21 protein-coding genes are annotated in these 26446 nt (G+C 68.6%); 9 read left to right on the forward strand and 12 right to left on the reverse strand.

Features of this window, described 5'->3' with window-relative positions; all coding sequences use genetic code 11:
* Positions 1 to 3 precede the first annotated feature (3 nt).
* The 3 genes from G6N37_RS20100 to eccCa are packed head-to-tail and all read left to right on the forward strand — an operon-like array spanning position 4 to position 6568.
* A complete protein-coding gene (locus G6N37_RS20100; RefSeq protein WP_174813855.1) occupies positions 4 to 870 on the forward strand; it encodes a transglycosylase SLT domain-containing protein in 867 nt (288 codons plus the stop codon).
* Between the two features lie 2 nt (positions 871 to 872).
* Positions 873 to 2360, forward strand: coding sequence for a type VII secretion protein EccB (gene eccB / locus G6N37_RS20105; RefSeq protein ID WP_163683115.1), 1488 nt, complete (start codon positions 873 to 875; stop codon positions 2358 to 2360).
* Positions 2361 to 2362: 2 nt separating this feature from the next.
* Complete coding sequence (gene eccCa, locus G6N37_RS20110) at positions 2363 to 6568, forward strand: type VII secretion protein EccCa (RefSeq protein WP_163683117.1); 4206 nt, start codon at positions 2363 to 2365, stop codon at positions 6566 to 6568.
* On the opposite strand, the gene G6N37_RS20115 is transcribed toward eccCa, so the two are convergent.
* Positions 6543 to 9410, reverse strand: a complete 2868-nt coding sequence (locus G6N37_RS20115; protein ID WP_232075119.1) for an MMPL/RND family transporter — start codon at positions 9408 to 9410, stop codon at positions 6543 to 6545. The two genes, eccCa and G6N37_RS20115, sit on opposite strands and share 26 nt — an antisense overlap.
* Positions 9403 to 9783 carry a hypothetical protein gene (locus G6N37_RS20120; RefSeq protein ID WP_163683119.1) on the reverse strand — a complete coding sequence of 127 codons (381 nt, stop codon included), beginning with the start codon at positions 9781 to 9783 and terminating at the stop codon, positions 9403 to 9405. The genes G6N37_RS20115 and G6N37_RS20120 overlap by 8 nt, the downstream gene beginning before the upstream one ends.
* Positions 9784 to 9916: 133 nt before the next feature.
* Between G6N37_RS20120 and G6N37_RS20125 the strand changes: the two genes are divergently transcribed.
* Positions 9917 to 11134 carry a sensor histidine kinase gene (locus tag G6N37_RS20125; RefSeq protein WP_163683121.1) on the forward strand — a complete coding sequence of 406 codons (1218 nt, stop codon included), beginning with the start codon at positions 9917 to 9919 and terminating at the stop codon, positions 11132 to 11134.
* Complete coding sequence (locus G6N37_RS20130; protein ID WP_163685296.1) at positions 11134 to 11796, forward strand: response regulator transcription factor; 663 nt, start codon at positions 11134 to 11136, stop codon at positions 11794 to 11796. The genes G6N37_RS20125 and G6N37_RS20130 overlap by 1 nt, the downstream gene beginning before the upstream one ends.
* 13 nt (positions 11797 to 11809) lie before the next feature.
* On the opposite strand, the gene G6N37_RS20135 is transcribed toward G6N37_RS20130, so the two are convergent.
* The 7 genes from G6N37_RS20135 to G6N37_RS20165 all read right to left on the reverse strand — a co-directional run bounded on the left by G6N37_RS20135 (position 11810) and on the right by G6N37_RS20165 (position 18322).
* Positions 11810 to 12091, reverse strand: coding sequence for a hypothetical protein (locus G6N37_RS20135; RefSeq protein WP_174813856.1), 282 nt, complete (start codon positions 12089 to 12091; stop codon positions 11810 to 11812).
* A 150-nt stretch (positions 12092 to 12241) separates the two neighbouring features.
* Positions 12242 to 13588 (reverse strand): aromatic ring-hydroxylating oxygenase subunit alpha, encoded by a 1347-nt coding sequence (locus G6N37_RS20140; protein ID WP_163683123.1) that lies wholly within the window; start codon positions 13586 to 13588, stop codon positions 12242 to 12244.
* A 10-nt stretch (positions 13589 to 13598) separates the two neighbouring features.
* Positions 13599 to 15371: an N-acyl-D-amino-acid deacylase family protein gene (locus tag G6N37_RS20145; RefSeq protein WP_163683125.1), complete on the reverse strand. Its 1773-nt coding sequence runs from the start codon at positions 15369 to 15371 to the stop codon at positions 13599 to 13601.
* 121 nt (positions 15372 to 15492) lie between these two features.
* Positions 15493 to 16629, reverse strand: coding sequence for a phosphotransferase (locus tag G6N37_RS20150; RefSeq protein WP_163683127.1), 1137 nt, complete (start codon positions 16627 to 16629; stop codon positions 15493 to 15495).
* A gap of 111 nt (positions 16630 to 16740) precedes the next feature.
* Positions 16741 to 17361: a TetR/AcrR family transcriptional regulator gene (locus tag G6N37_RS20155; protein WP_163683129.1), complete on the reverse strand. Its 621-nt coding sequence runs from the start codon at positions 17359 to 17361 to the stop codon at positions 16741 to 16743.
* A gap of 91 nt (positions 17362 to 17452) precedes the next feature.
* Positions 17453 to 17917, reverse strand: a complete 465-nt coding sequence (locus G6N37_RS20160) for an ATP-binding protein (RefSeq protein ID WP_232075121.1) — start codon at positions 17915 to 17917, stop codon at positions 17453 to 17455.
* 27 nt (positions 17918 to 17944) lie between these two features.
* On the reverse strand, positions 17945 to 18322 hold the full coding sequence (locus tag G6N37_RS20165) for an STAS domain-containing protein (RefSeq protein WP_163683134.1): 378 nt from the start codon (positions 18320 to 18322) through the stop codon (positions 17945 to 17947).
* A 359-nt stretch (positions 18323 to 18681) separates the two neighbouring features.
* Here G6N37_RS20165 and G6N37_RS20170 point away from each other — a divergent pair, with 359 nt between their 5' ends.
* From G6N37_RS20170 to G6N37_RS20180, 3 genes are all read left to right on the forward strand, one after another.
* On the forward strand, positions 18682 to 19809 hold the full coding sequence (locus G6N37_RS20170) for a catalase family peroxidase (RefSeq protein WP_276066458.1): 1128 nt from the start codon (positions 18682 to 18684) through the stop codon (positions 19807 to 19809).
* Positions 19806 to 20387, forward strand: coding sequence for a cytochrome b (locus tag G6N37_RS20175; RefSeq protein WP_163683136.1), 582 nt, complete (start codon positions 19806 to 19808; stop codon positions 20385 to 20387). Before G6N37_RS20170 ends, G6N37_RS20175 begins: the two co-directional genes overlap by 4 nt.
* A gap of 115 nt (positions 20388 to 20502) precedes the next feature.
* Positions 20503 to 21396 (forward strand): fructose bisphosphate aldolase, encoded by an 894-nt coding sequence (locus G6N37_RS20180; RefSeq protein WP_163683137.1) that lies wholly within the window; start codon positions 20503 to 20505, stop codon positions 21394 to 21396.
* Between the two features lies 1 nt (position 21397).
* Here G6N37_RS20180 and G6N37_RS20185 read toward each other — a convergent pair whose 3' ends face one another.
* Entirely contained in the window at positions 21398 to 22477 is a 1080-nt protein-coding gene (locus tag G6N37_RS20185) for a DUF190 domain-containing protein (protein WP_163683139.1), read from the reverse strand.
* A 751-nt stretch (positions 22478 to 23228) separates the two neighbouring features.
* Between G6N37_RS20185 and G6N37_RS20190 the strand changes: the two genes are divergently transcribed.
* Positions 23229 to 24116 carry a DUF732 domain-containing protein gene (locus tag G6N37_RS20190; protein ID WP_163683141.1) on the forward strand — a complete coding sequence of 296 codons (888 nt, stop codon included), beginning with the start codon at positions 23229 to 23231 and terminating at the stop codon, positions 24114 to 24116.
* A 56-nt stretch (positions 24117 to 24172) separates the two neighbouring features.
* Here G6N37_RS20190 and G6N37_RS20195 read toward each other — a convergent pair whose 3' ends face one another.
* Both G6N37_RS20195 and G6N37_RS20200 read right to left on the reverse strand, forming a co-directional pair.
* Positions 24173 to 25345 (reverse strand): sulfotransferase family protein, encoded by a 1173-nt coding sequence (locus G6N37_RS20195; RefSeq protein ID WP_163683143.1) that lies wholly within the window; start codon positions 25343 to 25345, stop codon positions 24173 to 24175.
* Positions 25342 to 26439 carry a DUF1214 domain-containing protein gene (locus tag G6N37_RS20200; protein WP_163683145.1) on the reverse strand — a complete coding sequence of 366 codons (1098 nt, stop codon included), beginning with the start codon at positions 26437 to 26439 and terminating at the stop codon, positions 25342 to 25344. Before G6N37_RS20200 ends, G6N37_RS20195 begins: the two co-directional genes overlap by 4 nt.
* Positions 26440 to 26446 lie beyond the last annotated feature (7 nt).

Consider the following 26446-nt stretch of genomic DNA (forward strand, 5'->3'; position numbering starts at 1 on the left):
GGGATGCGGGTGGGGCAGTCGTTGACTGATCCGCTGACGGTGCAGGCGGTGACGGCGCTGTCCCGCGGCCACGGCCTGTTCGCCGGTGAGACCATTCCCGCTCCGGTCGGCGGCGCCCAGGAACACCCCGAGATCCGGACCAACGGCCTCCCGAGAGCCGCGGCGACAAGGTCGACGAACGCGCTCTACGAACTGCGCCAGTCGAGCCAAACCGACCGCGCACTTTCTCACATCATGGTGACGGCGCGCGCCGACCACGCGCATGCCAGGGCGGCGACCCGGGCCGTCCTGGACGACGCGAAGGCCGACGTGACGTCGCCGGCCGACAACCCGATGGCGCGTCGTGAGGCGATGGCCCGGATGGCGGCGAGGCTGCGCACGCAGCATCGGCACATCGTGAACTCGCGCCGGCGGGCGCGGCTCCTGGCGCTGCGACTGCGGCGGCTGCGCTACCGGCAAAGGCGGACGGCGATGCGAGGCGACCACGGCAGCGGGCGGGCGGCGGTGGTGGCGGCGATCCGCAAAGCCTTGGACATCAAGGGCATTCACGACCCGGCGGCGCGGGCCCGCTGGGAGCGGGGCATGGACCTGGTGGCCCGCCGCGAGTCCAACTACAACGCCCACGCGGTCAACGGCTGGGACTCCAACGCGGCACGGGGCACCCCCAGCAAGGGCGCCTGGCAGTTCATCGCGCCCACGTTCGCGGCCTACCACGAGCCGGGAACCTCACGCGACATCAGCAATCTGGTGGCACAGGCATGCGCATTCATCAACTATGCGATGGGCCGCTATGGCGTCGCGGTTGACGCGTCGAATCTGGCTGATCAGATTCAGCAGGCCGATCCTCGCCGAGCACCTAAGGGGTATTGAGCATGCCGCTGAGTTTGTCGAATCGCGACCAGAACTCCGGTCACCTGTTCTACAACCGACGGCTGCGGGCGGCGACCACCCGATTCTCGGTGCGCATGAAGCACGACGACCGCAAGCAGACCGCCGCCCTGGTGTTGTCGATCCTGCTGGTGGCCATCGCCGCCGGGTGGATGATGCTGCTGAACGTCCTGAAACCGACTGGGGCAGTAGGTCAATCGGCCATCATCGGCGACCGCGATTCCGGCGCCATCTACGCCCGTATCGACGGCCGCCTCTATCCCGCCCTGAACTTGACGTCGGCCCGGCTGGCCACCGGGACGGCGAACCCGCCGACGTGGGTGAAGCGCAGCGAGATCGCGAAGTACCCGACCGGCCCGCTGATCGGCATTCCGGGGGCGCCGGCAGCGATGCCCGTGAACCGGGGCGCGATCTCGGCGTGGGCGGTGTGCGATACCGCCGGGCGCCCGCGCAGCGGGGAGAAGCCGGTCGTCACGTCAATCGCCGGCACACTCGACGGCGGCGGCCGCGCGGCGCCGCTGGCCGACGACGCCGGAGTGCTCGTGACGTTCGAGGGAAGCACGTACGTGATCTGGGGCGGCAAGCGCTCGCAGGTTGATCCGGCCAGCAGAGCGATCACCCTGAGTCTCGGGCTGGACCCCGGAGTGACCTCGCCCGTTGAGATTTCGCGCGCGCTGTACGACGGGCTGCCCGCGACCGAGCCGCTGCGCGTCCCGGACGTCCCTCAGGCGGGCGCGCCGTCGACATGGGTGTCCGGCTCGCAGGTGGGCGCGGTGTTGCAGGCCCAGACCGCCGGCGGCGGCAAGCAGTTCTACGTGCTGCTGCCCGACGGGGTGCAGAAGATCACCAGCTTCGTCGCGGACCTGCTCCGCAGCGCGAACTCCTACGGGTCGACGGCGCCGCGCGTCGTTACGCCCGACGTGCTGGTCAACATTCCCCAGGTGAATTCGCTGGCGGTGGACTACTACCCGACGAAGCGGCTGAATTTCGTTGACACGGCGGCGAATCCGACCACATGCGTCGGCTGGGAGAAGGGCTCGACAGACCCGCAGGCTCGCGTGGTCATCTACAACGGGCGGGGCCTGCCGGTGTACTCCTACCTCGACGACCGGATCGTGCACCTGGTGCGCGACGACCGCAACCCGGGATCGGTGGTCGCCAACCAGGTGCTGGTGCTGCCGGGGGCGGCCAACTTCGTCACCTCGACCAGCGGGGTGATCACCTCGGATTCCCGCGAGTCGTTGTTCTGGGTGTCCGACAACGGCGTTCGGTTCGGCATCGCCGCCAACGACGACACCATGCGCGCGCTCGGCCTCGATGCTGCCTCGGCGGTCCAGGCGCCGTGGCCGTTGCTGCGCACGTTCGCCGCGGGCCCGGCGCTGTCGCGGGAGGCGGCGCTCGTGGCGCGTGACACGGTGCCGGCACTGGGCAGGGCGGCGGTGGTCACGACATCGGCGAAGGCGGGAGGCTAGGGATGTCCAAGAAAGCGTTTCCCATCAACCGGGTCAAGATCGAACCGCCGAAACCCGTTCGGGTGGCGCCGAATGCGCCGATCGCGCTGCCGGAGCGCGAACCCCGCAACATCTGGGTGATGATCGGGGTGCCGGCGCTGATCGTGGCGCTCATCGGCACCATCGTCATGCTCTACGTGTCCGGGGTGCGCAGCCTGTCGACCGGGTTCTTCCCGCTGATGGGCATCGGCGCGTTCAGCATGCTGGCGTTCTCCGGACGTTTCGGGCGGGCCCGCAAGATCACCTGGGGCGAAATGGAAAAGGGCCGCCGCCGCTACCTGCGGGACCTCGACTCCAACCGCGACGAGATCCAGACCGCGGTGTGCGCGCAGCGTGAATGGCAGAACGCGCTGCACTCGGATCCGCGCGGGCTGGGGGCGATCATCGGCGGCCCGCGGATGTGGGAACGCGGCCGCGGCGATGCGGATTTCCTGGAGGTGCGGCTGGGCACCGGCGTGCAGCACGCCCCCGACTCCGTCTTGTCGGTCACGTGGCCCGACATAGCCTCCGACGAGGAGCTCGAACCCGTCACCGGGCAGGCGCTGCGCGATTTCATCTTGGAGCAGCGCAAGATTCGTGATATCGCCAAGGTGGTCAACCTGCGATCGGCGCCCGGTTTCAGCTTCGTCGGCGACGAACTGGACCGGCTGCGCTCGTTGATGCGTTCGGTGTTGTGCTCGCTGGCGGTCTTCCACAATCCGCGCGACCTGAAATTGATGGTGGTCACCCGCAACCCCGAGGTGTGGTCGTGGATGGTGTGGCTGCCGCACAACCTGCACGACGAGCTGTTCGACGCGTGCGGCTGGCGGCGGCTGGTGTTCGCCACACCGGAGGAGCTCGAGGAGACCCTCGGTGCGGAGCTGCACATGAAAGGAAAGCGCGGCGCGTGGACACCGCTCGCGGCGGCGAGCCCCACCGCGATGGGATCGGCACTCGAGACCGGCACCGACACTGCCCACCTGGGACCGCACCTGGTGATCGTCGACGACAACACCGGCAGCCCCGACGCGTGGGAGAGCGTGGTGGGGCAGGTCGGCAAGGCAGGAATCACTTTGCTGCGCATAGCATCCCGGGTAGGCACCGGCGTGGGCTTCGCCCAGGACCAGATATTCGAAATGGGCGAGCGACACAGCGTTCCGGTCAACGGCGAGGTCAGGTTCGGCCGGAACGGGTTCGACGCCGACGGTGAGGATGGGCGCCCGGCGCCGTTGTTACGGGTGCGCGGCAAGTTCTTCGCCCACGCCGACCAGCTGTCGATCCACCGTGCCTACCGGTACGCCCGGGCGATGGCCCGGTGGTCACCGACCAGCCGCAGCGAGATCGCGGATTCGACGGGCGGCGCCGCCGAATTGCTGCGCGGCCTGGGCATCATCGATCCGCGCGAACTGGACGTCGACCGGTTGTGGGCCGAGCGCCGCGGCCGCGGCGACGAGCGGTGGTGCGAAATCCCGGTCGGCGCCAAACCCACCGGCGAACTGCAGAACATCATCATCCGCGCGAAAGACTTCGGCGGCTTCGGGTTTCACTCCGTGGTCATCGGCACCAGTGGTTCGGGAAAGTCGGAGTTCTTCCTGTCCCTGGTCTACGGCATCGCGCTGACCCACTCCCCGGAAGCGTTCAACGTCATCTTCGTCGACATGAAGTTCGAGTCGGCGGCCCAGGACATTCTGGGCATCCCGCACGTCGTGGCGGCGCTGTCGAACCTGGGCAAGGACGAGCGGCATCTGGCGGAGCGGATGCGCAGGGTCATCGACGGCGAGATCAAGCAGCGCTATGAGCTGTTCACTTCGGTGGGCGCGCGCGACGCCAACGACTACGAAGAGATCCGGCTGGCCGGACGAGACCTGCCGCCGGTGCCCGTCCTGCTCGTCATCGTCGACGAGTACCTGGAACTCTTTGCCAATCACGAGAAGTGGATCAATCTGATCATCCACATCGGTCAGGAAGGCCGCGGCGCCAACGTCTTCTTCATGCTCGGCGGGCAGCGGCTGGACCTGTCGTCGCTGCAGAAGGTCAAGTCCAACATCGCGTTCCGGATCGCGCTGCGCGCCGAATCGGGTGACGACAGCCGCGAGGTGATCGGTTCGGACGCCGCATACCACCTGCCGTCGAAGGAGAACGGCTTCGCCCTGCTGAAGGTGGGGCCGCGCGACCTCGAACCGTTCCGCTGCTTCTACCTCTCGGCTCCCTTCGTGGTGCCCAAGGGCAAGGAGGTCGCGACCACCGTCGACATGACCCTGACCAAGCCGCGGCTCTACAACTGGCAGTACCAGCCGCTGGAGGCGGCCGACGCAGCGGCGCTGGAAGCGGCGGCGGCGGCCGACACCGAGCCCGACGAATTCCTTTATCACGATGACGGTTTCAAACGGAAGAAGATCGTCGACGTGCTGCGCGAATCGTTGCAGCATGTTCCGCACCGGGCGCCCCGGCGGCCCTGGCTCGAGCCGCTGGAGGACCCGGAGCCCGTCGACGTCCTGGTGTCGGCTTACCGGGGCAAGCCGTGGCACGTGGACTACGGCCAGAACGCGGGGCTGATGTTCCCGGTCGGCGTCATGGACATCCCCGAGGAGTCCAAGCAGGTCGTGCACGCCGTCGATGCGCTGCGCAGCAACGTGATCGTGGTGGGGGCCAAGCAGCGGGGCAAGACGACCACGCTGATGACGCTGATGTCTTCGGCGGCAACGATGTACAGCCCGGCACGCGTGACGTTCTTCTGCATCGGCGGCGCCACTCTGGCTCAGGTAGCGTCGCTGCCGCACGTCACCGACATCGTGTCGCCGAAGGACGCCGAGGGTATCGAGCGCATCTTGAGCAGCATGGACGCGTTGATCGACGCGCGTGAGGATTCGTTCCGGCGGCTGAAGATCGACCTCGACGGCTTCCGCGAGCGCCGCTTCGCACCGGGCAGCGACGGGCTGGGCGGCACCGACCCCAACGATCCCTTCGGTGACGTGTTCGTCGTGGTGGATGACTACGACGACGTGTACTCCAAGGACACCGTCCTGGGCGACCGCATCATCTCGTTGAGCAGCCGCGGCCCCGAGTACGGGGTCCACGTGATGTGCAGTGCGGGCGGATGGATTCACGGCCAGCGGCAGAGCCTGCTGCAAAACGCCACGGCGCGAATCCAATTGCGGCTGGCCGACCCGAGCGAAAGCCAGATGGGCCACTCGTCGCTCGAATCACGTGACGCCGCCCGCCGGACGCTGAACAGGCCGGGCTTCGGTCTGACGGACAGCCTGCACGAGCTCAGGGTGGGTGTCCCGGCGCTCGCCGACCCCGCCACCGGCGCGCTGGTCAGCATCATCGACGTCGGGGCGCGGATCGCCGACGTTGCGGGCGTCACCAAACACGCCACCCTGCAGCGTCTTCCGCAGCGCATCGAGTTGCGCGCGATCCTGGAATACGACGCGGCGCACCCCAGTGGCGACGACCTGTCGATCGCGTTCGCGATCGGCGAGCGCCACGAGCTGGGCCCGGTTCCGCTCAAGCTCCGGGAAAGCCCGGGCTTGATGATCCTGGGGCGGCAGGGCTGCGGCAAGACGCTGTCGCTGGTGTCGATCGGCGAGGCGATCATGAGCCGGTTCAGCCCCGAGGAGGCGCAACTGACGCTCATCGACCCTAAAACCGCCCCGCACGGGCTGCGAGATCTGAGCGGACCCGGCTATGTGCGCGCGTATGCCTACGACCAAGACGAGATCGACGAGGTGATAACTCAACTGGCGCAACAGATCCTGCTGCCCCGACTGCCTCCGAAGGGCCTGAGCCAGGAGGAGCTGCGCGCGCTCAAGCCGTGGGAGGGCCCGCGGCATTTCGTGCTGATCGACGATGCGCAGGATCTGCGCCCCGATCAGAGCTACCCGCCCAAACCCCCGGTGGGGGCGGCGTTGTGGAAGCTGATGGAACGCGCCCGGCAGATCGGCCTGCACGTCTTCACCACCCGCAACAGCGCGAACTGGGCGACGCTGCAGATGGATCCGTGGATGCGGTTCCAGAACTCGGCGAAGGTGGCGCAGCTCTACATGGACAACGACCCGCAAAACCGGATCAACCGTTCGGTCCGCGCCCAGGCGCTGCCGCCGGGACGCGGCCTGATGGTGAGCGCCGACGGCGACGTCGAGGGCGTGCTGGTGGGGTTGCCGTCTACCGTCGTGATCCCGCGGCAGTAGCCATCGAAACCGGCCGTGCCACGGGGGCGTCAGCGGGGACATCGGCTTGGCGGGGTAGCGTGCGCGGCCACCAGAACCAGCGGCCAAGCAGCGCCACGATGGACGGCACGATGAAGGCCCGCACGACCAGGGTGTCCAACAGCAGCCCGACCGCGATGGTGGTGCCGATCTGGGCGATGCTGAGCACGCTGCTGCTCAGCAACGCCAGCATGGTGAGGCCGAAGACGATGCCCGCGACGGTGACGACCCCGCCGGTACCGCCGAACGCGCGAATGATGCCGGTCCGCAGGCCCGCCGCCGATTCTTGTTTGATACGCAACGCCAGCAGCAGGTTGTAGTCCGCCCCGACGGCGATCAGCGCGATGAACGCGATTGGGGCGACGGCCCAGTGCAATTCGTGGTGGAGCAGGTGCTGCCAGATCAGCACGCTGGCACCGACGGCCGACGCGTAGGAGGTGACGACGGTTCCGACGACGACCAGCCCCGCGACCGGGCTGCGCAGCATCGCCGTGACGATCAAGAAGATGAGCACCAACGCGGCGCCGACGAGCAGCTTGACGTCGCCGGCGACGAAGCGCTGCAGGTCGGCAGTGACGGGCCCGACGCCGGCAAGGTCCACCTCGGTGGGGGCCAGGGTGCCTTCCTTGGTGGCCTCCTTGATGGCGCCGCGCACCTGGTCTGCCCGCTGGGCTCCGTCGGAGCCCCACTCCGAGCCTTCGCCGTAGACCAGCAGGTAAGCGGCGCGGCCGTTCCCGGAGATCAGGTGGCCCAGGGCGGCGGTGTAGCGCGGATCGGTCAAAGCCCGCTGCGGCAGGTAGAAATCCGCCGCCGCACTGCCCTGGAATTGCGTTGCGAGCTCGTTGAGGTAGTCGGTCAATTGCCGCATCTGGGGCCCCAGCGTATCGGTCAGGCTCAGGAGGTCATGGGTGGCCGAACGCGCCTGCCCCAACGCGTCTTTCATCGAGGCCACGCTCTGCGGCAGAGCGGCCATCGCGGTGGCGGCCGTGCTCGAACCGCTGGTCAGTTCGGCGGCGCCGGCGTCGAGGCGTGCCGACGTCTGCACCAGGCTGTCTACCGGCTGGAGCACGCGGTCCACGGTCGAACAGATCGGGTTGGCGGCGCAGTCGGGGGTTCGCCCGACGAAGTCCCGCAGCGGGTCGAGGTATCCCGACACCGCGGTGACGTTGCGCTGCAGCCCATCCATCCCGGCGCGCATGTCGTCTGCGGCTCCGGACACCTCGGCCAGCCCCGCACTGCCGCCGCGCAGGCCCTTCCCCAAGCCGTCCACCGCGAGCTGGGTCCGCGCCAGCGCGCCGTCCAACTCGGAGACCCGTTTGAGGCGTTGGGTCAGCGAGTCCATGGTGTCCCCGAACTGCCGTCCGAGCACACCGGCCTGATAGCTCAGGGTGGCCTGCTCGGGGACCTTGCCGTCGGGCCGGCTGGCCGACTGCACCGCGCGTACACCGGGTACGGCCATGATGTGTCGCGTGATTCGCTCGATGGCGATCAGGCCGGCAGGGTTGCGCAGGTCGTGGTCGGCCCGGATCGCGATGACGTCGGGCAACAGCGAATTGGATGCGAAGTGGCGATCGGCGCTGACGTACCCGCGGTTGGAGTCGGTCGACGACGGCGTTGCGGCGGGTTCGTCGAAGCCGACCCGCATGCCGGCCAACGGCAGCGCGGCCAGCAGTGTCAACCCGCCCGCGGTGACCAGGATCGGGCCGGGCCAGCGGGCGACGGCGGTCCCCACGCGGCGCCAGTGCCGCGCCGTCCCCGACGGCCGCGGTTCGAGATACCCCCGGCGGATGGCCAGGCTCATCAGCGCGGGCGTCAGGGTCAGCGCGGCCGCCATGGTCGCCAGAATGCCGACGGCGCACGGCAACCCGGCGCTGCGGAACGAACCCACCTGCGCGAACACCAGGCAGGCCAGCGCCACCGACACCGTGAGCGCCGACCCGATCACCACGGGCGCGATCGAACGGTAGGCCTCCGCCAGCGCCTGGGCCGGTGCGACGGCGCGGCGGCGGCCTTCGTGGTAGCGGCCGACCAGGAAGATCGCGTAGTCGGTGCCGGCGCCCAGCGTCATGGCCGCCATCAGCGCGACCGAAAAGAGCGACACTTCAACCACATTGGATTGTCCCAGGGCGGCCACGACGGCGCGGGCCAGGGCCAGGGCGAGCCCGACCGAGATCAGCGGAATCGCCGCCGCGATCGGCGATCGGTACACCATCAGCAGCAGGAGCAGGATGAGGCCGATGGTGGCGGCGGTGATGCCGAGCATCTGCCGATCGATCGCGGAGAATTCGTCGACGATCGTGGCGCCCGGCCCGGTGACATGGACGTCCAAGCCGGCCGGCGGCGAAAGCCTCTGGACGGTGGCGCGCACGGCGTTCACCGAATCGCGCGCCTGAGCGGTGCCGAGCATCCCGGCCAGCCGCACCATGACGCTGACGGCCCGCCCGTCCGAACTCCGCGCGCCGGCGGCCGTGGCGGGCTGCGACCACAGGTCGGTCACCGCGTACACGTGACGATGATCGGATCCCAGGGCCGCCGTCATCGCGTCGTAGAACTGGCGGTCGCGCGGCGCAAGCGCCTGATTGCGTTCCAGCACAACGTAAACGAAGTTATTGCTCGGTGTTTGATCGAACAACTGGGCGGCGCGCGCCGCCGCGACAGCGCTTGGCGCGTCGGTGGGCATGAAGGATCGGGCGTGCGAGTCGACCACCCGCTCCAGTTGCGGGACAACCAGATTGGCGGCGCCCGCCGCCACGACCCACAGGCCGACAACCAGGACCGCATAGCGACCGGTGAGCCGCCTCAGTAATCCACCGCGGTCATGCAACGGTCTGCCGATCGCCCGCCGGTCCGCCGAAGAGGCCCACGGCGACGTGCTCGCCCCGGGACAGGGAGCGCACCCGCAGCGAGCGCCGGGAGCCGATCCGCACCAGCGCGTGCAGGCCGGGCTCGGCGGCCTCGAGGTCTGCCCGCACCTGTTCGGCCGGCACCCCCTCGTGCGCCGCCTGGTCCAGCTTGGCCACCAGCATGGTGATCCAGCGCTGTCCCAGTGAAAGCAGCAGGCCCTCCTCGTCACCGAACAGCCGGGCTACGTCCGAGGAGTCGGCGACCAACGCGAGCGCCGCCTCGGGATCGGTGTCGGCGGTTTTGATCACTTCGGCCATGAAGGCCATTCGGTCGTGCAGCAGTGTCCATGTCATGACTCGACGCTAGGAAAGAAACCGGGCGGTGCGCGTCGTGCCGAAGTGCAGTCTTTGTCTCCTACCACGGGCGGAGGTGATTGCCGCCCACGGGATGATGTCACCAGGTCGCGCGCTCTTTTACGATTGGACGATGTTGCGTGGCGCAACGAGATACCTGCGGGAACAGCTTCGCCGGCGAGGCGAGCTGATTCCCGTCGGTCTGACCTGGGCGTCGTTGATAGCCGTCGATGTCAGCCACGTCGGCGGCGCGGTGATCGCGATCCTGCAGCGTCCTTCCGCCGATCTGCCCGTCGGGCTGACCGCCTTCGCGGTGTCCATCGCGCCGACGCTCGTGTTCTTCTTCCTGAATACGAAGCTCAGCCCGGTGCTGATGTGGGCGACCTGGTCGACGGCCACCGCGATGATGCTGTTCGGCACGTCGACCCCCATTCACGCCGATTTCGCACCGGCGCTGCTGGTGCTGATGGTGTTGTCAACTGCGACATTGAGTTCCATTGCGGGTGGCTTGTTGTCGGCGGTGTCTGCGGCCGCGCTGCTGCTGGCCGCGGCCGCACTGCACCGCCTGGACGCGGTGGTGCTCTATCTGGCTTTCGTCGGCGCAGGGTGGCTACTCGGGTACGTGATGCGTGCCCAACGGCTGCTGCTGGCCGAGCAGATCGAGGCGCAGAAGATGTTGGCCCAGCACGCCGCCGCCGACGAGCGGCGGCGCATCGCCCGGGAAGTGCACGACGTCATCGCGCACTCGCTGAGCATCACCCTGCTGCATGTGACGGGTGCGCGTCGGGCGCTGCAGCAGGACCGCGATGTCGATGACGCGGTCGAGGCGCTGGAACAGGCCGAACGCCTGGGCCGGCAGGCGATGGCCGACATCCGGCGCACCGTCGGACTGCTCGACAGCTCGCCGACGAAGGCCGCTCAAACGACGCCCGAACCCGGCATCGACGACATCGGCGTCCTGGTGGCGGACTTTCAGCGCGCCGGCCTGGACGTCACGCTGCGCGTCGACGGGCCGACCGAGCGCGTCTCGGCGGCCGTGGGCCTGGCGCTGTACCGCATCACCCAGGAATCGCTGGCCAATATCGCCAAGCACGCCCCGGACTCGAAATCGACGGTGGCGCTGTGTGTCTCAGCGACGTCGGCCGGCCTCACCGTGGAGAACAGGCTGCCGGTCGCGATCGCCGCGCCGCTGTCCGCGGAGGGCCGGGGGTTGCGCGGCATGCGTCAGCGCGTCGAGCTGCTGGGCGGGGCCATCGACACCGGCCCCACCGCCGAGGGGTGGTCGGTGCGTGCCGACATACCGCTGCACGAAGGTGACACGGGCTGGCGGCCGTGGTGGTGCAAGGCGTGATCCCCCACCACGCGGAGACGCCCGAGATCACCGTCCTCCTCGTCGACGACCAGGATCTGGTGCGCTCGGGACTGCGCCGGATCCTGCGCCGCAAGGACGGGTTCGTCATCGTCGCGGAATGCTCCGACGGTGACGAGGTGCCGGCGGCGGTGGCCGCGCACCGGCCCGACGTCGTCGTGATGGATCTGCGCATGCGCCGGGTCGACGGCATCGAGGCGACGCGCCGGCTCGGGGGGACGCCGCCGGTGTTGGCGCTGACCACCTTCAACGAGGACGAGCTGCTCTCGGAGGCGCTGCGCGCCGGGGCCGCCGGCTTCGTGCTCAAGGACTCGTCCGCCGAGGAACTGATCCGTGCCGTGCGGGCGGTCGCCAGGGGCGACAGCTACCTCGATCCGGCCGTCACCGCGCGCGTGCTGACCACCTATCGCAAGGCCGCGCCGGGGCCTCGCGGCACCGCGACCGCCGAGTTGACCACCCGAGAGCTCGACGTGCTGACCCTGATGGGCAGGGGCTTTTCCAACGCCGAGATCGCCGACGAACTCTGCATTTCCGGCGTCACCGTCAAAAGCCACATCGGCCGGATCTTCGGGAAACTCGACCTGCGGGACCGTGCGGCGGCGATCGTCTACGCCTACGACAACGGCATCGTCGTCCCGCGCTGAGGGACAAAGCGGATTACAGAGGGGCGCCCTGCTCCGCCAGGTTCAGCAGGGCGTACGCCATGCACATCAAGAAGTTCAGCACGACCAGGACCAACCCCGCGAAGATCAGTGAGCGGGTGCCTTGGCGCTTCAGCCGCTTGTACCGGGCGGCGCGCGTTTCCCGGTCGAACCGCAGCGCGATCAATGCGAATTTGACGTCCATCACCTCGTGGGCGGCCAGGGGCGCGCCCGCCAGCATCTCCTGCAGGCGGTCGGGCGCCGTTCGGACGCCGACCCGTTCGAAGCTCCGGCACATTCGCCGCGCGCGTCTTCGCGCGAGTGGTTGATATCGCATCTGTAGCTGATGCGCGAGTTGCCCTCGGTCGTCCCCCCACGGGTTTGACGGGGTCATCACGAGACGGATTCTAAATCGCATCGGGCCGATTACGGCGTGTCTACACACAAATTATGGTGACGGCGGCTGATTGGCCGCGCCGCTCGCGCGCTCGGACCGGGGCAGGTCCAGATAGCGCTCCAGGTTGCGGTGCATGTTGATCACGCGGCGCTCCTCGCTGGAGAGCACCAAGTGGGTGAAGCCCGGTTGATGCATGCCGCGCTGCAGTCCGGCGAGCACCTGGATGTCCTGGGTGAGCACCACGCCGGGCTCGGCCTCCCCGGCGGGCACCCGCACGTCGGTCGGTTTGGCGCGCGGAGCACCAGGCGGCATCCGCGTCATCAAGAACATGACCAGCTCACCCCTGTCGGGATCGGGGCCGGGCCGCGAGCACATGACGGTGAGGTGGTCGGCGTTGGCCAGCAGTGTCATGTTGGGGAAGACGTTGTACTGGTGCAGCCGGGTGATGCGGTCCGTGTCGGCCCAGTCGAGGTCCACCCCGCGAGTGGCGGCGAACGCCCGGGTGTGCGCGGCGATCAGATCCTGTACCGTCTGCCCGGCCCGGCGCTCATCAGCGGGGAAGGGGGTGCCTTCGACGGCGCCCATGAGCGCCCCTTGCGTGTAAACGTAGGCGTCCCAGACCTCTTCGTCGCTCAGCGCGCCGTCGAAGCGGGGGCTCTGGACGCCGTAGGGCTGGTCGGATTTGCCGGTGTGACCCCAGATTTGTTGTGGCGCATGAATGTCGTCGACGCAGCGCAGCAATTCCGGGTGCAGCGTCTGGATGTGGTAGGTCTCGCTGTAACCGTCGGCGATCGTCTTCCAATTCGCGTCGACCTCGACGGTCAGCGTGGCATAGCAGCGGAAGTCGTCGAGCCGGCACCAGGCGATGTCGTCGGGCACCGCCTCCAGATATTCGGGCAGCGGCATCGCGTCGAGGTCGAGATTGACGAAGACGAGGCCCGCCCAGGTGTCCACCCGGACCGGCACCAGCGGGAAGTCGGACAGCTTGAGCGACCCGAAGCCCTTGCGGTTGGGCACCCGTTTGAGCGCGCCGGCCAGGTCCCAGGTCCACCCGTGGTAGCCGCACTTGAGCTCGCGCAGCCCCGAGCCCGAGCCCACGCACACCGAGTTGCCGCGGTGGCGGCAGGCGTTCTGGAAGGCGCGCAGCAGCCCGTCGTCGCCGCGGACGATCAGCACCCCGTACGGTCCGCACCGGTACTCGAAGTAGTCGCCGGGTTCGGCGACGTGGTCGACCATGCACGCGAGCTGCCAGACCTTCGGCCACATCCGCGCGACCTCGAGCGCGGCGAACGCCGGCGAGTAATAGCGCTCGGCCGGAACCAGGGTCGGGCTGTCCGGCGGGGTGCCGATCGCGTCGTCGTCGCGGGTGCGGGTCGGGTTGCCGGCGGGCGCGTTCACGTGCGGAGCCTTAACGCGCTCCGCGCACCAAACGTCCGGGGCGGGCCCCGGTGTCGACGTCGTTGCGCCGGGTCACGGTCCCGCTGACGATCGTGGCGGCGTAGCCACTGGCTCCCTGCAGGATCCGGTTGCCGCCGGCGGGCAGGTCGAAGGCCATCGCGGCGGGGTGCAGCGTCAGGGCGTCCATGTCGATGACGTTGATGTCGGCCTTCTTGCCCGGCTCGATGGTGCCACGGTCGGTGAGGCCGAACAGGTGGGCGGTATCACGGGACTGCTTGCGGATCACGTATTCCAGCGACAGCTTCTCGCCCCGGCGCCGGTCCCGCGCCCAGTGCGTCAGCAGGAACGTGGGATACGAAGCGTCGCAGATCATTCCGCAGTGGGCGCCGCCGTCGGAAAGCCCGAGCACGCCGGCCGGGTGCAGCAGCATCTCGCGGATCGCGTCGCAGTTGCCGTCGGCGTAGTTGAACAACGGCAGCATCAGCATGGCGGTCGCGTCCCGCTCGAGCATGAGGTCGTACAGCGTGGACAGCGGGTCCTCGCCGCGGGCTGCCGCGATGGCGGCGACAGAGCGGTCCGGGGTCGGCTCGTAGTCGGGCGGATCGCCCAGCGCGTAGAGCCGCTTGAGCGAATGCTGGACCAGGGCAAACATTCCGTCGAACAACAGGGTGGGGTCGGCGGGCAGGTCCTCGTCGGCCAGGATGGCGGCCTTCACCGCCGGGTCCGCCAGGCGCTGCGCGAGTTCCTCGCGGCTGCACTCGGCCTTCAGCCGGCGGTAGGTGGGCCGGTGGCTGAAGCCGTGATGACCCTGGAAGCCGATCATCATGCCGAACGGGCGAGCCGCGACCTGGGGGTAGAGGCGGGCGCCCTCGGCGTGCGCGTCCGCGGACAGGTCCAGCATCTCGCGCCACAGGTTGGGGTCGGCGTCCACTTGAATAAGGGCGAAGGAGACCGGCCGGTCGATCTCGCCGCTCAACCGGCGCATCCAGTCCAGTTCCTTCTTGGGCGCGACGATGTCCTCGCCCGCGGAGCCCTGCGGCGCCAGCTCGAAGACGGCCTGACCGCCGGCGGCCATGGCCCGCCCGAGCCCGAACAGCTCATCCTCGGCCGCAAACGTGCCGGGCACCGGTTCACCGTCCATGGCGCGGTGGCCCATCGTGCGCGACGTGGAAAACCCGAGCGCGCCGGCCTCGATCGCCTCACGGACCAGCCGGCCCATCGCCTCGATGTCGTCGGGCGTCGCCGGTTCGTTGCGGGCCCCGCGCTCGCCCATCGCGTAGGCGCGGATGGCGCCATGGGCGACCTGGCTGCCCACATCGACGGAGAATTTCTGTTTGCCGATCGCGTCGAGGTATTCGGGATAGGTCTCCCAGCCCCAGGTGATGCCCTCGGTGAGAGCGGTGCCGGGAATGTCCTCGACGCCCTCCATCAACTCGATCAACCACTGCTCGGTGCCGGGCCGCACCGGGGCGAAGCCGACGCCGCAGTTGCCGGTCACGATGGTGGTGACGCCGTGCCCGCTGGACGGCTCGAGCAGGCCGTCCCAACTCACCTGACCGTCGTAGTGGGTGTGGATGTCGACGAAGCCGGGGGCCACCACACGCCCGGTGGCATCGATGGTTTCGGCGGCTTGTGCCGTCTGCAGGCCACCCGCGGCGGGGTCACCGGCCCCGCGACGGACGACGTCGACGATCTTGCCGTCCCTGATGCCGATGTCGGCGCGATAGCGCCCCGCGCCGGTGCCGTCGACGACGGTGCCACCAATGATCTTCAGGTCGAACACGGGACTCTCCTTGCCGCCACGGGGCCGAAGACGCGACAAGACGCGCCAGCATTTCGCTACGGGAAGTAGCGTAACTCGTGGGGTGGCCACCGCAATAGGTTCGGCGCAAACTTTGCTTGGTTCAGAGCGAACTCTTCAGCGCCGCGACCGTTTCCAGGTCGTCGAGCGCCGCGACGCCGCGCCGCAACCCTTCCATGGCGATGTCTTCGACCTGCATGCCGCCCATTCCCGCGGTGATCAGCGGGGCGACGTAGGCATACAGCGCGGCCTGGCGGAACCGCAGCCACAGGTCGTCGCGGTCCAGCTCGGGTCCGCCGGCCGCCGCGAGCGCGCGGCGGTAGTCGTCGAGCAGCTCGCGCTGGGTCGCCCGGCGGTCTTCGGGGGTGAGGCTGGTGATCAGCGTGTAGGCGAGTTCCCGGGACGGGTGCCCGCGCCGCACCGCCTGCCAGTCCAGCAGGCCGGCCTTGCCGCCGTGGAAGTACATGTTGCCGGGATGGGCGTCGCCGTGCATGACGGTGTTCGGGGGAGTGTCGATGAGGGCGGCGACCGCACGGTAATTGTCGGCGATGAAGCGGCCGTTCTCGACGGGGATGTCGGTGCGTTCGGCAAGGCGCTTGATGGAGGCGTGCATCAGCGAGCCGGTCAGCAATGAGGTGACGTCGCCGGAGGGCGTGTAGACCCAGCCCAGCGGGCCGCGCGCGTGGCGGGGTTGGCGTTCCCAGAAGGTGGCGTGCAGATCCGCCAGCAGCTCGACGATCAGGCCGGCCTGCTCCAGCGAGAGCGGGTGCAAGGTGTCGGGGAACTCGCATGACTCGGCGGGAAGGTCTTCGAGCACCACGAGGTAGCGCCCGGTCCACGGATCGAACGCCGTGCCGTAGGCATACGGAGCGCCCACGACCTGCGGGGCGAGCCGGCTGTAAAACCGCACCTCGGTCTGCCCGAGCCGGCCCAACTCACCCATCAAGCGGGTGGCCGCCGACTTCGCCGCGAGCTTGACGAACACCGAGTCGGGGACGTTCTTCCCGGTCAATACCAGCCGCGCTCGCGTCGACGTCCCCGCGTCGCTGCCTAGGACGCGGACCGACCGCACTGTGGTGCCCATCAGCCTCGAGAGCACCCCCGCGTCGATGTCCTGAACCCGGCGGGGCAACCCGAACCGACCACCGACCACTGCGTCGGTGGCTACCCGGCCCACGCCGCGGCCTAGGTGAGCGGCCAAGCCGGCGGCCGAAACCGCCTGCGACACAGGGTTTCTCATATCCGTTCGTTTCGTGGCGTGGACATGTCACCCGCGCCGCGAGCCCGGGGGGCGTCGCGGCACGGGGCCAGACAAAAATACGCGATCGTGCGAACATCAGACAATACGCCGTTATTGTCTGATCTCCGGTACCAGGGCGCGCACCACGAACTGCTCGACGAACTCGCGTTTGTCGACGGCCGGGCGGTGTCGCCACGTGGGCGCGAGCAGGAACAACGTGGTCGCGTGCAGCCACTGGACGACCGACCGTGGATCAAGATCCGCGTGCAGACGGCCCGCCGATTTCCACCGCTCCAGCAACGGTTCGTAGTGCCGCAACAGCGTCTCCACGATGGGCTCCGAACCCCGCTCGAGGGCCGTCGCCACGGCGGTGCTCTCGGCGGCGAACAGCGCCTCGTTCAGTGGGTCGCCGTCCACCGATTCGACGCGCGCCAGGATCATCTCGGGCACCGACCGCGCGGGATCGTCCGGGGCGGCCAGCGAGCGCACCAACTCGCCGAGTGCGCGGTCGACGCGCGCCAGGATCAGATCCAGCAGGACGTCGTCGCGGCCGGGGAAGTACCGGTACACAGTGGACCGCGAGACCCCCGCCTCGTCGGCCACCTCGCCCATCCGGAACTGCGTGTTACCGCGTCGCACGATGCAGCGTCCCGCGGCGTCCAGGATGCGCCTGCGCGCCTCCTCGTCGTCGAGGATCGCGCGGTCGTCGCCCCACCGACGGCTCGGTTCCATGGCGCAGATGTTACGGCGCCCCTTGCGGGGAACAACGAAATCGATTGCGAACCAAGCACATCGCCGATGCCTCGCACCAGGACTTCGACGCCTAGGGCCGTCGCGTCAGGTCGGTCCAGGTCATCGTGACGCGGGTTCCGTGCGGCGTGCGGTCGATGGTCACTTCGTCAGCGAGCGCCTCCATCAGCGGGATGCCGCGCCCGCGGAGTTGCTGATGGTGCTGGGCAGGAACTTTCTGGCGCCAATGGCCGCGATCGTCGACGGTGACGGCCAGGCCGTCGGATCGGTGGTCGTAGGCCGCACCCACGTCCAGCGTCCCGCGCTGGGAGGCGTCGCAATAGGCGAATTCCGCGGCGTTGGCGATGGCTTCGTTCACCGCCAGCAACACGTCGCTGAACCGGTCGGCGCCGCGGGCAAGATGCGTTTCGAGCCAGGTGCCGAACTCGGCGCGGGCCCGCGCGGCGCTGCGCGGGTCGGCGGCGACGCGTTTCCGTACGAAGCGGGACGGGTCATCGAGGTTCGACGCGGTGTGCGCCTGATGGTCAGAGCGTCCCATCGTTTCCAGCTGTGCCCCCATCACGGCTCACCCAGCAGCGACGCCGCTCAGCGCGTCGTCGAGCGTGCTGTAGAGCGCGAGCACGCTGTCGATTCCCATCAGTTTGATCGGCCGGCTCGTCGCGGACCCGTTCGCGACGACCGCGAACCGGGTGGGCGGCTCGGCCTCCGCCTGCGCCGTGACCAGGACGGTCATCCCGGCCGACGCCAAGAAGTCGACTTTCGAGAGGTCGACGATCAGCGCGGCGGGTTTGGTCCCCAGCGCGGTCTGGATCGCCTCGGCCAGATGCGGCGAGCTGAGCATGTCCACTTCACCCGAGACGGTGAGCACAACCGCCTGATCTACCTGCTGTTTTCCTACTGCGAATGCGGTCGGATCGATCGGATCGCCGGTTTGTTCGCCCATGGTCTATCACTCACATTCGGTCCCCGGTGGGACGCTGTTAGCTCTCAAAATAGCCGCTGCCGAGGCCGGGGGCTGCTTGTTCAACCCCGCGGATAGCGCTTGCCTTCGGAGGAGACACACTCCGTCGATCTGCGCTGCTAGCAACAGATGCAGCCGCAAGTTGTTTATTCGATGGTATGACACGGGGCGAACCACACTCAAAACGACTGAACCGATCGCGTCGCCGCCCCGTCCAGTGAGTGTGTCTGGCGGTCCCCACAGAAGTTGCGCCCGGCGTCGGCCCGTGCGTGAATCAGCTCAATCGGATTCGTGTCCCGTGTGGGCCCCGTGGCCTGCGCACACACGGAAGGGCGGTCGGCATGGAGCCCGATGATCGCGGTGGCGAGCCGGACGACCCGCCCGGCGACGTCGAGCCCGCCCGGCCCGTCCCCGACGCGGTGTCACGCCGGCGGGCATTGCTGGGCATGGGTGCCGTGGCGGGCATCGCCGCGGTCGATGTCGGCGGATTCGCCTACGCCGGCGGCTGGCTGCGACCCGACGCGCTGACCCCCCCGCGATTCGCCGACCGCTTCGAACACGTCTACGGACGCCACGACGGTTTCCGCCGGAACCACGCCAAGGGTCTGAGCGCGGTGGGAACCTTCGCGAGCACCGGCGCCGGGGCGGCGATCTGCCGGGCCGCGGTCTTCCGAGCGGGGAACGTCCCCCTGATCGGCCGCTTCTCCCTGTCGGGAGGCCTGCCGGATCAGGCGGACGTTAGCACCACCGTCAGGGGACTCGGCCTGCTCTTCCAGGGTCCCGACGGCCAACAATGGCGCACCGCAATGGTCAACATCCCGGTCTTCCCGGACAGCACACCGCAGGGGTTCTACGACCGGTTGCTGGCATCCCAACCCGTACCGGGGACCGGCAAGCCTGACCCCGAGAAGATGGCCGCCTTCCTCGATCGCCATCCCGAGACCGTCGCGGCGCTGAAGGTGATCAAGCAGGCCCCGCCGAGCGCGGGGTTCGCCGACAGCGCCTTTTACGGCCTGAACGCGTTCCGGTTCACCAACGCCGCCGGGGCGACGGTTCCGGTGCGCTGGGCCGCGGTCCCGCAGCAATCGGCGGGCACGCCGGCGCCCGCGGGCGGCAAGGACTACCTGTTCGACGACCTCATCCGCGTGCTGTCCCAGCGACCGCTGAGTTGGCGGCTGGTCCTCACCGTCGGCGAGCCCGGGGACCCGACGAACGACGCCACGACACCGTGGCCGGTGTCGCGCCGCACCGTCGATGCCGGCACCATCACCGTCACCGCCGTGCACACCGAGGCTCCCGGCAACGCGCGCGACATCAACTTCGATCCGCTGGTCCTGCCGGACGGCATCACGGCTTCCGACGACCCACTGCTGGCCGCGCGATCGGCGGTCTACGCCCGCTCGTTCACCCGCCGCGCCGAGGAACCCAAGACGCCCAGCGCCGTCGACGTCTCCCGGGTGCTCCGGTGACGCGAGGCGCCGCCGCCGCGACCCGGTTCGCGCTCCCGTCCCGCGTGCTGCACTGGCTGATGGCGCCGATGGTCATCGCGCAACTGCTCATCGGTGTCACCATGGTCGCGTCGCTGAGCTACTACCCGCTGCTGCTGGCCATCCACCGGCCGCTGGGCGCCCTGATCCTGGCGTTCGCCGTCGTCCGGCTGGCGAATCGGCTCAGACACCGGCCGCCACCGTTCCTGTCCACCATGAGCGGTGCGGAACGGCGCGTCGCGACGTGGTCGGAATACCTGCTGTACGCCCTGCTGCTGCTGCAGCCCCTGACCGGGTGGGCCATGCTGTCGGCAGCGCGGGTTCCCGTCACGTTGGCGGGACGGCTGCGATTGCCGGGCATCGCGCCGCAGAGCATCGACGTGTTCGCGGTGCTGCGCGAGTGCCACGGCGTCTTCGCGTTGCTGCTGTTCCTGACGTTCACCGCGCACATGTGCGCGGTCCTCTTCCACACGCTCGTTCTGCGGGACCGGCTTCTCGATCGCATGGCGCTGTGGCGCGGCAGACCCGCCACCGCGCAGCCCGATCACGCCGAGCTCTGACGGCCTGCCTCCTCCGGAAACAACCGGCCGAATATGATCGGCACGATCATCGGAGGGTGCGCCGCGCCGCCGGCGCCGTGCCCATACGCCGACCACGAAGGAGTGGAGAACTTCCATGCCGAACCAGCAGCAAGCCGAGCGGATGACGTCAGGCAAGGGGTTCATCGCGGCGCTCGACCAGAGCGGCGGCTCGACGCCCAAGGCGCTGCGCCTCTACGGCATCCAGGATGACGCGTACTCGTCCGAGGAGGAGATGTTCGACCTCATCCACCAGATGCGGTCGCGGATCATCACCTCGCCGGCGTTCACCGGTGACCGCGTGCTGGCCGCCATCCTGTTCGAGCAGACGATGGACCGCGAGATCGCGGGCAAACCGTCGACCACCTACCTGTGGGAGACCAAGGGCGTGGTGCCGATCCTCAAGATCGACAAGGGCCTGGCGGAGGCGTCCGACGACGTACAGCTGATGAAGCCGATCCCCGGCCTGGACGGGCTGCTCGAGCGGGCCGTCGGCCTGGGCGTTTTCGGCACGAAGGAGCGGTCGGTGATCGGCGGGGCCAACCCCGAGGGCATCGCCGCCGTGGTCGCCCAGCAGTTCGAGCTGGCCCACCAGGTGCTCTCGCACGGTCTGGTGCCGATCATCGAACCGGAGGTCACCATCTCGATCTCGGACAAGGCGGAGGCCGAGCCGATCCTGCGCGACGAGATCACCAAGCAACTCGAGAACCTGCCTGACGGGCAGCGCGTGATGCTCAAGCTGAGCCTGCCCAGCGAGGTCAACTACTACCGCCCCCTGATCGAACACCCGAAGGTGATGCGGGTGGTCGCACTCTCCGGCGGCTATTCGCGCGAAGAGGCCAACGAACTGCTGGCGAAGAACACCGGGTTGATCGCCAGCTTCAGCCGCGCGCTGACCGAGGGGCTCACGGTCGACCAGTCCGATGAGCAGTTCAACGCCACGCTGGACAAGGCGATCCAGTCGATCTACGACGCCTCGGTCGCCGGCTGACCTAGTAGCGGTGGTGGGCCATCCGCGGCGGCCCGTCGTCGCTGTCGTGTTCGTCCGACACCACGGCGGGCACCATCTCGCTCGTCACCAGCCCGTCGTCGCGCGTCAATTCGTCGATCACATCGAAGGTTTCGGCGATGTTGGCGGGGGTGTCCACGACGATGGTCACGACGGGGACGCGGCGGCGCAGCGACAGGAACTTGTCGCCGTGCGGTCGATGGTCGCCGTGGTATCCCCAGATGCCGCGCAGCACGGTCGCCCCGTCGGGTGCTTCGCACTGCCGAAGCCGCCGCACGATCGCGCGGTGAATCGGCACGCCCTCGTGGAGGGCCGACTCGGACGTGTAGATCGTCAATTTCTGGAACAGCGGCAGGCCACGCTCGTCGACCCCGGGGAGGGCGTGCGGCCGTTCCAGTAGTTCGCCGTCGCGTTTGCACACGCGGACCCGCTCTAGCGTGAACATCGGGTGGCGCTGCAGCGCCGCCAGCTCCGGCAGTACCCCCGCGATGCGCTCACCGGATCCGACGGCGAGGATCATCATCGGGACGTTGGCGTTTCGGCCGATGAAGCGCGCCCGGTGCCGCTGCCCGTGGGTGACGCCGTCGACCCCCAGCAGCACCGATGCGCCCGCGATGCGACGCCGGTGCAGGAGATCACAGATGGCGATGTAGGCCGGGGTGCCGTTGACCCGTTCCTTGCGGCCGACGTACACGGTCAGCTTGACGGCTTCGCGCAATTCGTCGGGCAGCTCCAGCGGCCCGATGTCTTCGCGCAGCAACCGCGCCCGCTCCAAGGTGACCAGGCCGCGCCGCTTGATGGCAAGCACCGGGTCGAGCAGGGCCTCGATCTTCGCCCTCGTGTCGACCGCGACGATCGCGACGGGCGGATCCTCGGACAACGTCAATGACTCGTCGGTCCTCACGTGGCGCCCCGTACCGAAGCCGCCTATGCCGCGCAGCACCACGCCACAGGCGATGCGATGCCGCGCACACAGGTCGAGCATCGCATCGGACACGAAGCCTTCATCGGTTCGCCGACGCTCGGCCAGATAGGTGGTGAGTTTGAGGCAGTCCTCGTCCATGGCCGCTCCTAAGGCGTTGCGGTGCAAGAGCCTTCACTTGCCGCTGGCAACGGTCAAGGCGTCATGCGATGGTGTCCTCCCGCTTGGTGGTGATCTTACCCGCTCGAGATCGACCGCTTAGCCGCCAAGGGTGACCGGGTCGTGCTGCGCGGCTTTTGGGATCCGCTGCCGCCGTGGCATCAGGTGCAAGCATCGAATCATGCTGCCAACAAACGGTATACGGCGAACCGACAACAGCATTGACGAAAGACCCTGTGGTGCTGAGGGTCTCGTGCAAGCCGGTCCGTGTCCCGGTAAGGGCGTGGGCGTCGGGCTCTGCACCGATGTGTCTCCGTCGGTGAACTTTTCGCGGCGCCGGCGCAATTTCGCTGCACGGATGACAGCCAGTTTCCAGCTGACACCCAGGTTCTAGGTATTCCGCAGGTCGGAATGGCGGCGGTACGCTTCGGCCATGCCGTTTTTGAACGGCGGGCCCTTTGCCAGACGCGCCATCCAGCGGCCGCCGGGATCTGGCGGAATGGGCGATGAGTATCTCGCCCAGCAGCTGCGGCTGCCACCGGGAAGCGCTGAAGACAATCGGTCATTGCCCGATTCGCCGACGACTATGGCCTACGACTTGCCGGGAAGTCGACTCTGGCAGCACTCGTCGCCGAACGCGTTGTGCACCAACGGTCGTAACGGCCGTACGTGCGGAAAATTCACGGATTCAACGCCCGTCACCTGACGGCCCTAGCAGAACGGAATCACCGCCATGTTCACCGGCATCACTAGCCACGGCAGCGCCCTGCTTGCCTCCATTGTCTTGCTGACCGGCGGCGCTATCGTGCGCGACGGCGCGGCAGCGGCCGACCCGAGCCAAGATGAGCAGTTCATCGCCCTTCTCGCCGCGGAAGGAATCCCCGCCGTCGAAGGCATGCCGACCCTCATCTCCACAGCCCACAAGGTTTGTCGCGTACTCGATCGCGGGATCTCGGTGGACACCATGGTGGACGCGATGTTGAACAATGCGTACACCCAGGATCCGGTCGAACGCCTTTACCCCCGCACCCGCCTCACGTCCACCATGACCCGGTTCATCACCGCGTCGGTTGAGGCCTACTGCCCGCGCGAACAGGGCAAGATAGCGACCATCATGGCCCAGACCGCACCGGCGTCGAATCGGCTGTGGCACAGCGGCCCCGGGTGGCGGAAGGGGCCGGGCGGCGTGCTGTCGCTGCCTCACGTGAAGCAGACCGGCGCGCATGGCATAGCGCTCGCATCCTCGGTCAGGGCGCTTCCGTCCGGAGACATGGTCCCGCCGTCGCCGCCGGATATTCCGCCACCACCGCCGGCCGAGCATCTCCGGACACCGCCCCGGGCGATCGCGGTGCAGCCCACACCAAAACGCCTGCCACCGTTGCCAGAGCGGCCGCCGTCGCCGAAGCAGCAGCCGCCGCCACCCCAACAGCTGAAGCCTCCGACGGGTGCGCCTCGGCAAGGCGGCCCTGCCACCGGCCAGGGTGGTACCGGCGGCGGCGATGCCGGGGCGAGTGGTGGCGGCAGCGGAGGTGGTAGCACGGGTGGTGGCGGCCTGGTGCCGGCCTCACCCATGCCGCCGGCGCAACCGATGCCGCCGGGCTTCGTCAGGCTCGCGCCGTGAGGACGGGAACGGAACGCCGGCTGCCGCCGCAACCTGTTCGGCGGACACGGGCCGCTTCAACGCAGGTTTTCGGTCGGCACCGCGTAGCGCTCCTGGTAGGCGCGCACCCGCTCGCGCACCTCGCCCTCCTGCAGGCCGGTGTCTGACCACGTGTAGCGGCCGCGCCCGCCGTCGCCGGGGTGGACGGCCAGGAAGTCGCGCATCCTCTGCTCGGCCTCGGGTCGCAGCTCGCGATCGAGCCGCTGGTAGATGTCCTTGATGGTGGTCCACGGGTCCTTGACGAAGTCGCGGTATTGCACGTCGATCACGCGGTCGGCCGGCACCGCCCCGCTGTCTCGCAGGGCCATCTCGCGCTGCAGCCCGACGACGATCTCCTCATAGGACTGCGCCGCGCACTCGGCGATGCTGGACTCGTCGCTGCACATTCGGCGCAGGTGGTGGGTCAGGGCGGCGATCGAGGAGATGACGTTGAGCGGGTCGCGGTGCGTCTGCACGATCAGTGCGTCGGGGTATTCCGCCAGCAGCGTGTCGAGCTGCCACAGGTGCGCCGGAGATTTGAGCAACCATTGACCGGGCACCCCGGACTGCAAGTGTTGCAAGAAGATTTGGTGATAGCGGTAGGCGCCCGCGTGGTCCGCCTCATACAGCAGCCAGCGGTAGTAGCTCGGCAGGCGGTACTGCACCGAGAAGATCATGCTGACGAATTCTCCGGCGGTGATGCGCACGCACTCCTGCCCGACGCGGGCGCCCATCGGATGAAACGCCAGAAAGCCCGGCATGATCTGTTCGGACATGTCGATGCTGGCCTGCGTCTGCGCGATACGCGGGTCGTCGTGATAGGTCTCCGGCTGCGGAACCGGACAGGGCTCGTCGACCTCCCATGTCAACGGGGCGCGCAGCTGCGGGTCCTGGGCGAGCAGGTCGTAGAGGATGGTGGTCCCGGTGCGGGGCTGGCCGACGATGAAGATCGGCGCCGCGATCGGCTTGGTGGCGACCTCGGGATGTTGTGTGCGCCAGGCGATCACGCCCAGGCGATTCTTCAGGGCCCGCATGATGTCGAGGTGGGCGATCTCCACGCCGATGTCCGACAGCCGCGCGTCGTTGATCAGACCGTCGGTGAGGCGGTGCAGCCCGGGCCGCCACCCCTCGGCGCCGAAGTCGTCGCTTCCGACTTCCTCGCAGGCGGCGGCGATCAGCCGTTCGGGGGCGAATCGGTCCTGCAGGTTCATACCGGCTCCTCACACTGGCGCACCGTCACCGTCACCTCGGGCGGGCTGGGGTTGTCCAGCCAGCGCAAGACGACGAAGCCTCGATGCCTGCCGCCGGTGTCAAGCCAGTGGCCGGCTCCGAAATCCTTGGCGGAGACCGCGATCCGCACCCGGCCGTCGGCGTCGGGCACCACGCCACGGTTCGTCACCGAGCTGTGCCGGACGCGCGGTTCCAGGCACTCGTGCCAGATGCTTTCCAGCGTGACATTCCAGTACCGGGTGTCGGGGGGCGCGATGTCGAGCACCAGGGCCTCGCCGGGTTGAAGCCGGTAGGTCCCGATCATGTACAGGTTGTCCGGTGTGGTGTCGGCGGGGCCCAGGCTCGCGGCCTCGGCGGTCAGCAACGTGTTCGGCATGTCGAGCAGCTCGGGCTTGATGCTGCGGTGCAGCGTCGCAAGCTTCATCAACGACCAGGCCATCGCGGTGAACTGATCGGCGAGCGCGCCGTCGGTCAGCGGCGTCAGCGGGCCGGGATCCAATGCCTCGATCCGCAGCGTGGCCAGCTCTTCGCGCGCGCGATCACCGATGTACTCGCGGACCACCAAGGACGAGGCGTCGGCGGGTATCTGCACCCACTGCGCACCGGCGAGCTCGGAGGGTTCGTCCGCCGAGAGCACGAGCGCGAATTCGCCCGAGTCCAGCGCCAAGTCGCCGTCGCTGACATATCCCGCCATGCGGCGCGGTGTGAGTCCGGTGCCGGCCAGGACCTGCAGCCCCAGGTACGCACTCGTGCCGCGGGAACCGCTGACCCGGTAACTTCGGTCGCCACGGATCATCGCCAGGTAGTAGTTGCCGTCGGGGTTGGGGCCGCCGACCATGCGGTTTTGTGAACACATATCGAAGAAACAGGGCCGCTCGGCGTCGGCCTCGACCGACATCTGCGCGCATAGGGACGAGACGCGGGCGATGAGCCGCAACCCTTCGAGCAGCTCCCGCTCCGACTCGGCGTCCTCCGTGACGATCTTGGTGACGTCCGTGAGCATCTGCTGGAAGAACTGCCACGCGGCGCGCGCCGTCGGGGCCGCCGGATCGGACGAAACGGGTTCCTGAGACATCGTCTCA

The sequence above is a fragment of the Mycobacterium seoulense genome (assembly GCF_010731595.1).
Lineage (GTDB): Bacteria > Actinomycetota > Actinomycetes > Mycobacteriales > Mycobacteriaceae > Mycobacterium > Mycobacterium seoulense.